This is a genomic window from Mesorhizobium sp. 1B3 (genome assembly GCF_050958605.1).
Lineage (GTDB): Bacteria > Pseudomonadota > Alphaproteobacteria > Rhizobiales > Rhizobiaceae.
On sequence record NZ_JBJHDO010000001.1, the window covers coordinates 1061020 to 1074730 of the forward strand.

Sequence of the window (13711 nt, forward strand, 5' to 3'; positions counted from 1 at the left end):
GTCTCCTCATGGTCTAAAGCCGGATGTGGAAAACGCTTTCGGCCATCATGAAAACGACCGCCGCTCGGCTGTCGGCGCTCTATCTGCTGCTGTTCGCGATCTGCGCCACGTTTCTCGTCTTCTACATGACGTCGCTTTCCGAGCGGATGCTGGCGACACAGTTGCAGGAGACGATCAACGAGGAAATGCAGGGGCTCGCCTCGGCATATCAGCGCGGGGGCCTGCCACTTCTGGTCCGGACCATCGAACGTCGGGCCCGCCAGCCCGGCGCCAACCTCTATCTGATCGCCGATCCCAACGGCCGTATTCTTTCCGGCAATGTCGAAAGCCTCGATGGCGGCATACTCGATGTCGAGGGCTGGACACGGAGACCCTTCTCCTACCAGCGTTATGGCGACACCGGCACAATCGACCGCGGCAATACAGGGCAGGTCTCGCGTGCCAGCGAGAACCGGCACGAGGCGATCGCGCTGGTCCTTCGCCTCCCCAATCGCATGATCGTGATGGTCGGACGGGACCTCGGCGAGCCCGAGCGCTTCCGAAACGTCGTCCGCAGGGCCTTGGTCGTTGCCCTCGGCATGATGAGCCTCGGCGGCCTGGCCATTTGGTATCTCGTCGGGCGCCGGGCCCTGAAGCGCATCGACAGCGTTTCCGAGGCGAGCGTGCGTATCATGGGCGGCGACTTGGCCGGCCGGCTTCCGGTGACCGGTTCGGGAGACGAGTTCGATCGTCTCTCGGAAAACCTGAACATCATGCTGACCAGGATCGCCAGCCTCAACGAGGGCCTCAAACAGGTCTCCGACAACGTCGCCCACGACCTCAAGACGCCGCTGACGAGGCTGCGCAACCGCGCGGAATCCGCCCTTGCCGGTCCGAAGAAATCGGTTGAATACCGGGAGACCTTGGAGGCGATAATCGCCGAATCCGACCAACTCATCCGTACTTTCAACGCGATCCTGATGATTTCCCGCCTTGAAGCCGGCTATTCGACCGAGGCTGTCTCGAAGGTCGACCTCGTCGAACTGGTCCAGGGAGTGGTCGAGCTTTATGAACCGGTCGCGGACGAGGTGGGCGTGGCGCTCGACGCGGACGTGCGCGGAGCTTTCGCCATCGACGGCAATCGCGAATTGATCGCCCAGGCCCTTTCCAACATCGTCGACAATGCGATCAAATATTCGGCCGGGACCGAAGGCAAGCCGCAGGTCCGGGTAAGCCTCGCCCGCGATGGCGGTGAGATATCGCTAGAGGTCTCGGACAACGGTCCGGGCATTCCCAACGACGCCGACCGCCAGCGCGCGACGGAGCGTTTCGTCCGGTTGGAGAAGAGCCGCTCGCAGCCGGGCTCCGGCCTCGGCCTCAGCCTCGCCAAGGCCGTCATGAAGTTTCATGGCGGGAGGCTTGATCTTTCGCCTCGCGATCCCGGATTATCCGTCACGATGATTTTCCCGGAACGTTGGGGTAACGGATGACGGCCGCGCCGAAACGGAAGACGAAGCGGATCGAATGGTTCGGCGGGCCGGCGCGCGCGCTGACGCCTCTCGACGCCAGCGAGGCGGCCAGGGAACTGGTCGAACTCGCCGACGCGGCAAAGGAGGCAAAGCTGCCCAGGCTTGCCGCGCTGCTCGAGGGCGAAGGCCCTCTGCAGGATTTCCTCGGCGCAGCCTTCAATCTCTCCTTCTTCCTGCGCGACTGCGCGCGCCGGCGTCCCGGAATGCTCGACCGGCTCTTCGGCGAGACGACGGATCAGCGGCTGGCGAGCATCGTCGAGGCCATAGGCGCTGCACCCTTCGCCGGTGACGTTTCCGAGGCGGGGCTGATGTCGGCATTGCGAGCATTGAAGACGGAGGCGCATTTCCTGATCGCCTTGTCCGAACTGGCGGGCGAGGTCGAGGCGGAAACAACCGTACGCCGTCTGAGCGACCTCGCCGATGCCTGCGTGACCGCAGGGGTGTCCTTCTTGTTGCGCGACGCCCACATGCAAGGCAAGCTCAAGCTGCCGCTTCCCGAGCACCCCTCCGAAGGATCAGGCTGGATTCTGCTCGGCATGGGAAAGCTGGGCGCGCACGAGCTGAATTTCTCGTCGGACATCGATCTGGTGGTGTTCTTCGATCCGGAGGCGCCAGCCGTCCTCGACCCGTACGAAGCGAGCGACCTGTTTTCCCGCCTCACGCGCCGTTTGGTGCGCATCCTGCAGGATCGGACGTCCGACGGCTACGTTTTCCGAACCGACCTGCGGCTGCGGCCGGATCCCGGCTCGACGCCCCTGGCCATCCCGGTTCTCGCCGCGCTCAACTATTATGAAGGCAGAGGCCAGAATTGGGAGCGCGCGGCCATGATCAAGGCGCGGCCCGTCGCCGGCGACGTTGCGGCGGGCAGTCGGTTCCTCAAGGAGCTGGAACCCTACGTCTGGCGCAAATATCTCGATTACGCGGCGATCGCCGACGTGCACTCGATCAAGCGGCAGATCCATGCGCACAAAGGGCACGGCGAGATCGCGGTCAAAGGCCATAACGTCAAGCTCGGTCGCGGCGGCATCCGCGAGATCGAGTTCTTCGTCCAGACCCAGCAGCTCATTGCCGGCGGCCGTTTTCCTGAACTCCGCGGCCGCGAGACCGTCTCGATGCTCGGGGTGCTCGCTTCGCGCGGTTGGATAACGCCTGAGGCGCGGGACGCGCTGACGCAGCAATACTGGTTCCTTCGCAGGGTCGAACATGCCATCCAGATGGTGGCCGATGAACAAAGCCATACCTTGCCGGAGGACGATGAGGGGCTGGAGCGCATCGCGCACCTGCTGGGCTATTCGGACGCAGCCGCCTTCTCGCAGGTGTTCCGGGTGTCGCTGCAACTGGTCGAGAAGCACTATGCTGCCTTGTTCGAGGCCGCGCCCCAGCTTTCGGCCGGCGTGGGCAATCTGGTTTTCACCGGCGACGTGGACGATCCGGACACGCTTCAGACCCTGCGCAATCTCGGCTTCGAGCGGCCGAGCGATATCTGCCGCGTGATAAGGACCTGGCATTTCGGGCGTTACCGGGCCACTCGGTCGGCCGAGGCGCGTGAGAGGCTGACGGAACTGACCCCGGCGCTTCTCCAGGCTTTCGGCCAAACGCACCGGGCCGACGAGGCGCTGCTGCGCTTCGACGAGTTCCTGGCCGGCCTGCCCGCCGGCATCCAGCTTTTCTCACTGCTTCAATCCAATCCATGGCTGTTGAAGCTTATCGCGACGATCATGGGTGCCGCGCCGCGCCTTGCGGGGATCATCACCCGCCGTCCGCACGTCTTCGACGGGCTGCTCGATCCTCAACTCCTGTCCGAGCTTCCGGATCGTCCCTACCTCGCCGCTCGCCTCTCGGTATTTCTGGAGGGTACCATCCGACATGAGGACGTGCTCGACCGGCTTCGGATTTTCGCGGCGGAGCAGAAGTTCCTGATCGGCGTCAGATTGCTCACCGGTTCGATCGACGCGGTGCGCGCGGGCAAGGCATTTTCCGACCTGGCGGACCTGACCATCGGGGCGGCTTTCGATGCGGTCCAGAAGGAATTCGCGCTGCATCACGGCAGGGTAAAGGGTGGCAAGGCGGTGATCCTCGGCATGGGCAAGCTCGGCAGTCGCGAACTCACTGCCGGCTCCGACGTCGATCTGATCCTGCTCTACGACCATGATGCCGATACGGAGGAGTCCGACGGCGGCCGGCCGCTTGCCCCGTCGCATTATTTCGCTCGGCTGACGCAACGGCTGATCGCGGCTGTTTCAGCCCCTACCGCCGAAGGCGTGCTCTACGAGTTGGATCTCCGCCTGCGGCCATCCGGCAACAAGGGGCCGGTCGCCACCCATATCGACGCCTTTCGCAAGTATCAGCGAAACGACGCCTGGACGTGGGAACACATGGCTCTCACCCGGGCCAGACCGGTCGCCGGCGATCCCGCGCTCTCGGCGGAGATCGAGAAGGAGGTGGACGAGATTCTGGCGTTGCCGCGCGACACGGCAAAAATTGCCAGGGAAGTAGCGGAAATGCGCGAGCTTATCGGCGAGGAAAAGCCGCCGCGCGACCTCTGGGACCTGAAGCTGATCCCGGGCGGCCTTATCGATCTCGAATTTATCGCGCAGTTTGCGGTGTTGACCGGGCAAGGGGCCGGGATTGCCCACATGACGGGGACGGGAGACGTGCTTGCCCATCTCGCGCCCTCGCTCGCCGATGCTCAGCGGCGCCAGGAGCTCGTCGATGCGCATCATCTTTATTCCGCTCTGACGCAGATCATACGCCTGTGCCTGACCGGCCCGTTCGAACGGGACGATGCCCCTCCAGGTCTCTGCGACCTGCTCTTGGGGGTGACTGATCTTCCCGATTTCGCGGTGCTCGAAGCGCATGTGAAGGAAACGTCGCGGAAGGTGAGGAAAATCTTCGACCTTTTGCTTCGGTCGAATAGGGGTCGCAACAACCATTGAGCCCTTCATCCGCCTGCCGGCACCTCCCGCAGGCGGAGAGAAGACCGCTTTCATCTCCACTTTCGCCAATCAATCGCCAACGCTCCGAATGGCGGAACCCAAGCGGCCATCCTCTCTCTCCCCGTTTTTTACCTACGGTATTCACATCTCGCGGTGGCGGCCCGTTGGATGGTGAAATACGTCGCGCAATGCATCGAAAGCTCGAAGAGCGGGACGATTGCTGATACCCTTCGGCTGCTTCGCTCGGCACCGTCGGGTGGCCGGCCGCTTGGGAACGGAATGGATCCTCGGGTCAGCTCGCCCGCTGGCGCGGGCTCACGCCCGAGGATGACGATTCGCGTTGAAGGCTTGAATCAATCGCCAACGCTTGTGGTTGGCATCGACATAGAAGCTTCGTCATCCTCGGGCCCGAGCCGAGGGAAGCGAGGTGAGGTGACCCGTGGATCCATTCCGTTCCCAAGCGGCCGGCCACCCGACGGTGCCGAGCGAAGCAGCCGAACGTAGGCAACAGCAGCCACCATCCGCTCCTTCCGTATCGCCGAGATGTGTGAACATCAACGTCAGGCTGCTTTCTTGACCGGGCGCCTGGCCGGTATGCGAACCGAAACGATGGTTCCTACACCTTCGGTGGAGCGTATCTTCAGCGCGCCGCCGTGCAGTTCCGCCAGAGAACGTGAGATCGCCAGGCCAAGGCCCGAACCCGTATGGTTCTTCGAGAACTGGTTCTGCACCTGCTCGAACGGCCGGCCGAGCTTGTTCAGGGCATCGCGCGGGATGCCGCAGCCGGTGTCCTCGATGGAAAGCATCATCGCATTTGCGACATTGCGGGCGCGAACAGTGATGCGTCCACCCTGACCCGTGAACTTCACCGCATTCGACAGGAGATTGATCACGATCTGCTTGATCGCGCGACGATCGGCATAAAGGCGCATCGTTTCAGCGATTTCTGTCTCGATCGTGATCGACTTGCCCGCCGCCTGGAGCGAGATCACCCTGACGGTCTCATGGATCAGAGGACAGAGATCGATCTCCTCGCTGTCCATGGAGAACTGGCCGGCTTCGATCTTCGACATGTCGAGTATGTCATTGATGACGCCGAGCAGGTAGGTTCCGCTGCTGTGGATGTCCTTGACATACTCCTCGTATTTCGGCGCGCCGAGCGGCCCGAACAGCGCCGAGTCCATGAGTTCGGAGAAGCCGATGATGGCGTTGAGCGGCGTGCGCAGCTCATGCGACATGTTGGCCAGGAACTCCGATTTCGCGCGATTGGCTGCCTCGGCGCGTTCGGTCTCCTTCATGTATTTACGGTTGAGCTCTGAAAGCTCGCGGGCCCGCTCCTCTTCCGCCTTGCGCGCTAGGCTGAGATCGTGAATCGTCGCCATGAGGCGGCGCTCGCTGTCGACGAGCTTTTCCTGGTGCTGCTTGAGGGCGGTGATGTCGCTCCCCACCGACACCGTCCCACCGTCTCGCGTGTTGAGTTCGGTCACCTGCAGCCAACGTCCGTCGCCGAGCTGGCGCTCGAAAGCCGACACTCCGCGCGAGCCGTTGGCCAGCCTGCGTTCGGACACCAAGGCGGCCATGCGTGCCTCGACCACGTCGCGGGCCACTCCGGGCATCACGTCCCGATCGGCTAGGCCGTTGTCCTGCTGATACTTCGTGTTGCACATCACGAGACGTCTGGCCGAGTCCCAAAGAACGAAGGACTCGGTGATGCTCTCGATCGCGGTGCGCAGCCTGAGATCGGCCGCTTCCGACCGAAGCGCCAGGTGGCGCTGCTCGGTGATGTCCACCGCGATGCCGATCAACTGGATCTCCGGCGCCTCGGGATCGATCACCTGGGCGCGGGCTCGCATCCAGACCCAATGGCCGGCCGCGTGGCGCATCCTGAAGATCTGGTCGATATGGTCGGTTTCGCGGGAGACGATACGGTTGGCCAGGACGAAAAGATCGGCGTCGTCGGGATGGATGATCTCGGCGACGTCGCCGAAGGAGAGCATGTCGTCGCTGTGCTCATAGCCGAGCAGGTCGTACATGGACCGCGACCAGTACATTCGGCCACGCACCATGTCCCAGTCCCACAGTCCGCAACGGCCGCGTACCAGTGCAAGATCGATGCGCTGATGCGCCTCGAGGTAGATGCGGTCCGCCGCCTGGGCGCGCGCAGCCTGGCTGAAATACGCATAAAGGATGGCGAGCAGCACGCTGGCGGTGAGCACGAAAAGGGTGACGTTGAGCGAGACGGTCTTGCGCCATTCGGCAAAGGCGTCGTCCTGGGAGATGAGGGCGACTGCCGCCGCCTTTCGGTCGGCCGTGAAGCTGAGCGCCGCGAGCCAGTCCTCGCCGCCAATCCGGATTTCCATCACTCCGGCGCGTTCGCCGAACAGGAAAAGCGGCTGGCCGCCGGTCACCATGGCCTCCATCGAGTCACCTTGCCAGCCGGTCGATTCCGGCGACACCGCTATGACCTTGAAATCGTCGTCGGTGATCGCGAGCACATGCCGCGTTCCCATCGCGCCGTGCTGGCCAGTGGTCTGCAGGATCTCTTCGAGGGAGCGTTGCGCGGCCGCCGGCCCACCCTCGGTGAGCATCAGCGCATTGGCTAGTTCGCCCGCGGCGAGCGACAGCACCGCCTTGGCGTTGCGTTCGACGTCGTCATGGGTGGCGGCGAGCGACAGGAACCGCGCAGCCGCGACCACGACAAGGAAGATGATGACGAGGGCCGGGATGGAGCGACGAAGCAACGGCTCGGCCGCCAGCAGCCGCTTGTAGGCAGGCGCCGCTATGATTTTCGCATTCCCCGCGGGTCCGGCCCGACGAGCAGGCCGGCGCCGCGCGAAAATCGTCCCTCCGGGCGCGCGCCACGCGTCCGCCTTCGCCATAATGGCTCCCCGATACTCCATTGCCCGTTGAGGATCCGGCAACGCCGCACTTCCGAATCTGCCACAAAGAATCACTCGTGATTCGGCTTGTCCAGACCCGGATCGTTAAAATTATAAAAAATTTGGAAATGACCCGCAGTGCGCGACCAAGCCTCTCGACTATCCGCCCGGCATCGCCTCAGGCCAGCGTACGCTCCACGATGTCCCGCAGGTCGGTGGACAGATCCTTGGCGTTGGCGATGGCGAGCAAGGCCTCCCGGGCCTTGCCCTGGCGTCCCGGTTCCAGGGATCGCCACGAGCGAAGTGCCGTGGCAAGCCGCGCGGCGAGTTGCGGATTGTCGCCGTCGGCCTTCAATACGGCCTCGACGAAGAAATCGTAACCGGCGCCGTCGGGGCGATGGAAGGCTGTCTGGTTGGCGCTGGAGAATGTCCCGATAAGCGAACGGACCCGGTTCGGATTGTTCATCGAGAACGCGGGATGGCGTGTCAGCGCCTTAACCGCTTCGACAGTGGCGGCGCCGGGAACGCTTGCCTGGATCTGGAACCACTTGTCCATCACGAGAGGATCGGAAGCGTAGCGCCTCTCGAAAGAAGCGAGTGCTGCCTTTGCCGGTTCGCTTCCTGGCTGCCGGTGCGCCAAAATGGCGAGAGCGGTCGCCCGGTCCGTCATGTTCGTCGCGTCGGCGAATTGCCCCTCCGCCAGCGTCACATCGCCGGGCTTCAGTGAGAGATAGTCGAGCAACACGTTGCGCAGCGCCCTTCTGCCGGCGCTTGCCGCGTCCGGGCTGAAGGCTCCCTCATTCCTGAGCGAGGCATAGAGTTCGCCAAACCTCCCGACGTTCGTGTCGGCGATCGATCGTGCGAGGAGTTCGCGTGCGGTGAATATGGCGTCCGGGTCGATATTGGCGCCGATTTCACGAGCGATATCGGCTTCGCCCGGCAAAGTCAGCGCGAGTGCCCGATATGCCGGCTCGAGCGTGGAGTCTGCCGCAAAGACGCCGGCCAAATCTCCGATATCGCTCGCGAATTCCGGTTCCTTGCCACCGCGTATCCGCCGGAAGGCCGCGACAAGGGCGTCGGTGAGCAGCGTATTGAAGGCCTGCCAGCGGGAAAAGGTATCGCTGTCGTGGCGCGCCAGGAAATATTGATCTTCCGGTCGCTGCTCGACCGAAAGAGTGACAGGCGCCGAGAAGCCGCGGTTAAGTGAAAGGACGGGGCGGCCGGGGACACCGGAGAAGCGGATGTTGTGGCGCCGCTTGCGCAGATGGATGACGCCGTTCTCGACTGTCGCGCCTTCCACGCCCGTGTAGGCGATATCTCCTCCATTCTTGCCGACGAGAGCGAAGGCGAGGGGGATGTGCATGAGACGCTTGCGGCTTTCGGCCGGCGTGGGCGGCACGCTCTGCTCGATCTCGACCAGAAATTCGCTGTTCTTGGCATCATGCGAGGTGGTGATGGCAAGGTTCGGCGTGCCGGCCTGATGGTACCACAGCGCGAATTGCGACAGGTCGCTGCCCGACACGTCCTCGAAAACCTTCAGGAAATCTTCGACGGTCGCGGCCTCGCCATCATGCCGCTCGAAATAGAGGTCCATGCCTTTGCGGAAGATCTCGGCCCCCAGGATCGTATGGATCATGCGGACGACTTCGGCACCCTTCTCGTACACGGTCGCCGTGTAGAAATTGTTGATCTCGCGATAGCGGCGCGGACGGACCGGATGAGCCAGAGGGCCCTGGTCCTCGGGGAACTGGTGCGACTTCAGCGTGCGCACCTCCGCAATGCGCTTGACCGCGCGCGACCGCTGGTCGGCGGAGAACTCGTGGTCGCGGTAAACGGTCAGACCCTCCTTGAGGCAGAGCTGAAACCAATCCCGGCAAGTGATTCTGTTGCCTGTCCAATTATGGAAATACTCATGCGCGATGATCGCCTCGATGTTGGCGAAGTCGGCATCCGTTGCGGTGTCGGAATCGGCCAGGACGTATTTGTCGTTGAATATATTGAGGCCCTTGTTCTCCATGGCCCCCATGTTGAAATCCGACACGGCCACGATATTGAAGACCTCTAGGTCGTATTCGCGCCCGAACTTCTCCTCGTCCCAACGCATCGACCGTTTGAGCGCATCCATCGCGTAGGTTGCGCGCGCTTCCTTGCCATGTTCGACATAGATGCCGAGTTCGACGCTCCGGCCGGATGCCGTGACGAATGTGTCTCCGATGCGTCCGAGATCCCCGGCCACCAATGCGAACAAATAGGACGGCTTGGGGAAGGGGTCGTGCCATACCGCATAGTGCCGTCCGCCTTCAAGCTTGCCTGTCTCTCTCGGATTGCCGTTGGAGAGAAGCAGTGGCGCTTCCTTGGCGTCGGCCTCGATGCGCACCGTGTAGACGGAGAGGATATCGGGCCGGTCGAGGAAATAGGTTATGCGGCGGAAGCCCTCGGCCTCGCACTGGGTGCAATAGACATTGTTGGAGCGATAGAGTCCCATCAGGGCCAGATTGGTGGCCGGCCCGAGCTCGGTCTCGATCGTCAGGCGAAAGCGGGTGGCCTTTGGCGGCTTCGATATCGTCAATCTTTCCGGTGTCGCCTCATAGGCATTCGCGGCCGCCGCTCGGCCGTCGATCTCGAGCCGCTTCAGCGCCAACCCGTCGCCGTCGAGAACCAGCGGCGCGTCACCGGCCACGCCCTTGCGCCGCTCGATGGCGAGTTCGGCGATGACCCTCGTGCGATCGGGAGAGAGCCGGAAATCCAGGCTGGTCGTGGGTATCAGGTAATCGCTCGGACGGTAGTCCTCCAGCCGAAAGATCTGGCCGGTATCGGTGCGCATCGGTGTTTCCTGTCTTGTCCTCGGGCGCCCGGAGTGAAACGCTGGCCCAACAAAAACGAACGGGTGCTCTTTACACCAAAGGCAGCCTCGACAAAACTGCTGCTCTTAGCTGAACTTCTTCACCACGATTGCGAGGGAAAGCATGACCGTCGTCACGCCGAAATTCGGGATGGGCGCATCGGTCCTGCGCCTGGAGGACCGGGCCTTCATCACTGGCCAGGGCCGCTACACCGACGATATTGTTCCCGAGGGGCTGTTGCATGGATATGTGATGCGCTCACCCGTAGCAAAGGCGACCTTCCGGATCACCTCGACGGCTGCGGCGCGCGCCGCACCTGGGGTGCATCTCGTCCTCACAGGTGCCGATCTCGAGCATCTCGGCGACCTTCGTTCCGACGTGATGCAGAAGCAGCCCGACGGCACGCGCGCGCCGACGCGCGACATCCCGATTCTGTGCCGCGACCGCGTCCAATATGTCGGCGATGCCGTGGCCTTCGTGGTGGCCGACACTCGCTCGCAGGCGCAGGACGCCGCCGAATTGATCGAAATCGACTACGACAGCGAGGACGCCGCGGCGGAAACGGCGACCGCGCTGGACGAAGGCACGCCCCTGGTCTGGCCGGAACTCGGCTCGAACCGAGCTTTCCTCAACGAAATCGGCGACCAAGCCAGGACAGCCGCCGCCTTCGCCGAGGCTGCCAAGGTGACCCGCGTCGAATTCGTCAACAACCGGCTCGTCTGCAATTACATGGAACCGCGCTCGGCCATCGCCGAATGGAGGGAGGACGAAGAGCGTTTCGTTTTCACCACCGGATCCCAGGGCGTGCATTCCATGCAGAAGATCCTGGCCGGCGTCTTCGGCATGCCGACCGCGCAATTGCGGGTCGTCACACCCGACGTCGGTGGCGGCTTCGGACCGAAGACCTTCGTCTACCGTGAGTACCCTCTGGTCATCGAGGCTGCCCGCCGTTTGAAGCGTCCGGTCAAGTGGGCGGGCGATCGGACGGAGCATTTCCTGACCGATGCGCAGGGCCGCGACAATATGGTAACGGCCGAAATGGCCATGGACGAAAATGGCCGCTTCCTCGCCATGCGCGTGAACCTCGTCGCCAATATGGGCGCTTACATCTCCCAATACGGCCCGTTCATTCCCTTTGTCGGCGTCAGCATGTCGACGGGCGTGTACGATATTCCAGCGCTCCACGTCCTGATCAGCGGGGTCTACACCAACACCTGCCCGGTCGATGCTTATCGCGGTGCCGGGCGGCCCGAGGCGGCGCTGCTGCTCGAGAAACTGGTCGATGCCTGCGCGCGGGATATGGGGCTCGGTGTCGAAGAAATCCGCCGCCGGAATTTCATCCGGCCCGAGCAGTTTCCTTATCGCACCGCGACCGGGCGGCTTTACGATACTGGCGAGTTCGAAGGCCACATGTCGCAGGCGATGGAACGCGCCGGCTGGGAGGATTTCGACACGCGCGCGGCGCAATCGGCGCGTGCGGGCAAGATCCGCGGCATCGGCATGGCGACCTATATCGAAGCTTGCGCCTTCCCGGGCTCGGAGCCGGCATTTCTGCGGCTGAACGGCGACGGTACCGTCACCTTGTCCATCGGCACGCAGAGCAATGGCCAGGGTCACGCTACGGCCTATGCGCAATTCGTGTCGGAAAAGCTCAATCTCGACATCGCGAAGATCAAGGTGCATCAGGGCGATACCGATCGCCTGAAGAGCGGCGGCGGTACAGGCGGCTCGCGCTCGATCCCGCTGGGCGGTGTGTCGGCTGCCCGCGCCGGCGAGGATCTCGCCGAAAAGATCCGCAGGATCGCGGCGGACGAGCTCGAAGCTTCGGCATCCGACATCGAGCTGGTAGACGGAATGGCGCGCATCGTCGGGACCGATCGCCAGGTCGGCTTCGCCGAAATCGCCCAGGCGGCGAAGAAGCCGGAGGATATCGAAGGGTTCGGCGATTTCGTGCAGGACGAGTGCACCTATCCCAATGGCACGCATATCTGCGAGGTGGAGATCGACCCCGATACCGGCGCCACCGAGATCGTGCGCTACACGATTGTCGACGATTTTGGGGCCACGGTAAATCCGATTCTTCTCGCCGGCCAGGTCCATGGCGGCGTGGTGCAAGGCATCGGCCAGGCCTTGAGCGAGAATGCCGTTTATGGGGAGGACGGCCAGCTTCTGACTGCAAGCTTCATGGACTATGCCATGCCGCGTGCCGACACCGTGCCCTCCTTTCATTTCGAAACGCGCAACGTGCCGTCGACGACCAACGCATTAGGCATCAAAGGGGCGGGGGAGGCTGGCACCATCGGGGCAACGCCGGCTGCGCTCAATGCCGTGACGAACGCACTTTACCGCGCCTACGGAATCCGGCATGTCGAGATGCCGGCGACGCCGACACGTGTCTGGAACACAATTCGCGAAGCCAGATCAGCTTGACCAGGCGAGGGCGGCCGGGATGAACACCGCGCCCTCGATAGCCGAGGGCGAAATGGAACGCGAATGCAGCACCGGGAGCCGCGATGCGGCCCGGTGACACCCGATACAACCAAAGTCCGCTGCGTGGGATCGCCCTGAAGATCGCCTCGGTGGCGATTTTCGTTGGCATGTCGTCCTGCATCAAAGCGGCAGGACAAGTCCCCGCCGGCCAGATCGTTTTCTTCCGCTCCTTCTTCGCCATTCTGCCGATCCTGGTCATGCTCGCATGGCAGAAGGAACTGCGTTTCGCCCTCGCGACGAAACGACCGCTCAGCCACATCATGCGCGGTGTCGTCGGCGTCACCGCGATGGGCCTCAGTTTTTTTGCCCTGACGAGACTGCCGCTGCCTGAAGCGATCACGCTCAATTACGCGCAACCGTTGCTGGTGGTCATATTCAGCGTGCTGTTCCTTGGAGAGGCGATCCGCATCTATCGCTGGAGCGCGGTCATCATAGGGCTCGTGGGTGTCTGCATCGTCTCCTGGCCGAAGCTGACATTGTTCGGCGCCGGGGGAGGCTTGGGCAATCAGGCGGCGGTCGGTGCCCTTGCGGCCCTGGCGGGTGCGGCCGTGTCGGCGGTAGCGTTGCTCCTCGTCCGGAACCTGGTCGGCACGGAAAAGTCGACGACCATCGTGCTCTGGTTCTCTCTTACTTCCAGCGCTGCCGGCCTCCTGTCGCTGCCCTTCGGCTGGGAACCGCTCTCGGGCGAGCAGGCGGCCTTCCTTGTGGCGGCCGGCATTTGCGGTGGCGTCGCGCAGATCCTGATGACCGAGGCCTACCGCTATGCCGAGGCGTCTACAGTGGCACCTTTCGAATACACATCGATGATTCTCGGAATTGCCGTAGGCTACCTGGCCTTCGGCGAAATCCCGACACTGCATATGATCGTCGGAGGCGCGATCGTTGTTGCTGCCGGGCTCTTCATCATCTGGCGTGAGCGGCGCCTCGGAATCGAGCGGGCAGGGGCTCGCAAGCTCGCTCCGCCCCAATAGAGCATGTCTCCCGAAAATGTGCAGCGGTTTCGGGAAAAAGACATGCGCAATCCAGAACCTACAGCTCATCGCGTGAATCCTTTT

General features: G+C 63.1%; 6 protein-coding genes. 4 read left to right on the forward strand and 2 right to left on the reverse strand.

Annotated elements, in window-relative coordinates; genetic code table 11:
* The first annotated feature begins 23 nt into the window (after positions 1-23).
* Together ACCO56_RS04995 and ACCO56_RS05000 are read left to right on the forward strand one after the other, a co-directional pair.
* The gene (locus ACCO56_RS04995; RefSeq protein ID WP_433638218.1) at positions 24-1469 is read left to right on the forward strand and encodes an ATP-binding protein; all 1446 of its coding nucleotides are present in this window, start codon (positions 24-26) and stop codon (positions 1467-1469) included.
* Positions 1466-4444 carry a bifunctional [glutamine synthetase] adenylyltransferase/[glutamine synthetase]-adenylyl-L-tyrosine phosphorylase gene (locus ACCO56_RS05000; protein ID WP_433638219.1) on the forward strand — a complete coding sequence of 993 codons (2979 nt, stop codon included), beginning with the start codon at positions 1466-1468 and terminating at the stop codon, positions 4442-4444. The genes ACCO56_RS04995 and ACCO56_RS05000 overlap by 4 nt, the downstream gene beginning before the upstream one ends.
* A 560-nt stretch (positions 4445-5004) precedes the next feature.
* Here the strand turns inward: ACCO56_RS05000 and ACCO56_RS05005 are convergent.
* Together ACCO56_RS05005 and pepN are read right to left on the reverse strand one after the other, a co-directional pair.
* The gene (locus tag ACCO56_RS05005; protein WP_433638220.1) at positions 5005-7323 is read right to left on the reverse strand and encodes a PAS domain-containing sensor histidine kinase; all 2319 of its coding nucleotides are present in this window, start codon (positions 7321-7323) and stop codon (positions 5005-5007) included.
* Positions 7324-7501: 178 nt separating this feature from the next.
* The gene (gene pepN / locus ACCO56_RS05010) at positions 7502-10147 is read right to left on the reverse strand and encodes an aminopeptidase N (RefSeq protein WP_433638222.1); all 2646 of its coding nucleotides are present in this window, start codon (positions 10145-10147) and stop codon (positions 7502-7504) included.
* Positions 10148-10289: 142 nt separating this feature from the next.
* Between pepN and ACCO56_RS05015 the strand changes: the two genes are divergently transcribed.
* Together ACCO56_RS05015 and ACCO56_RS05020 are read left to right on the forward strand one after the other, a co-directional pair.
* On the forward strand, positions 10290-12596 hold the full coding sequence (locus ACCO56_RS05015; RefSeq protein ID WP_433638224.1) for a xanthine dehydrogenase family protein molybdopterin-binding subunit: 2307 nt from the start codon (positions 10290-10292) through the stop codon (positions 12594-12596).
* A gap of 83 nt (positions 12597-12679) precedes the next feature.
* A complete protein-coding gene (locus ACCO56_RS05020) occupies positions 12680-13627 on the forward strand; it encodes a DMT family transporter (RefSeq protein WP_433638226.1) in 948 nt (315 codons plus the stop codon).
* Positions 13628-13711: the final 84 nt, after the last annotated feature.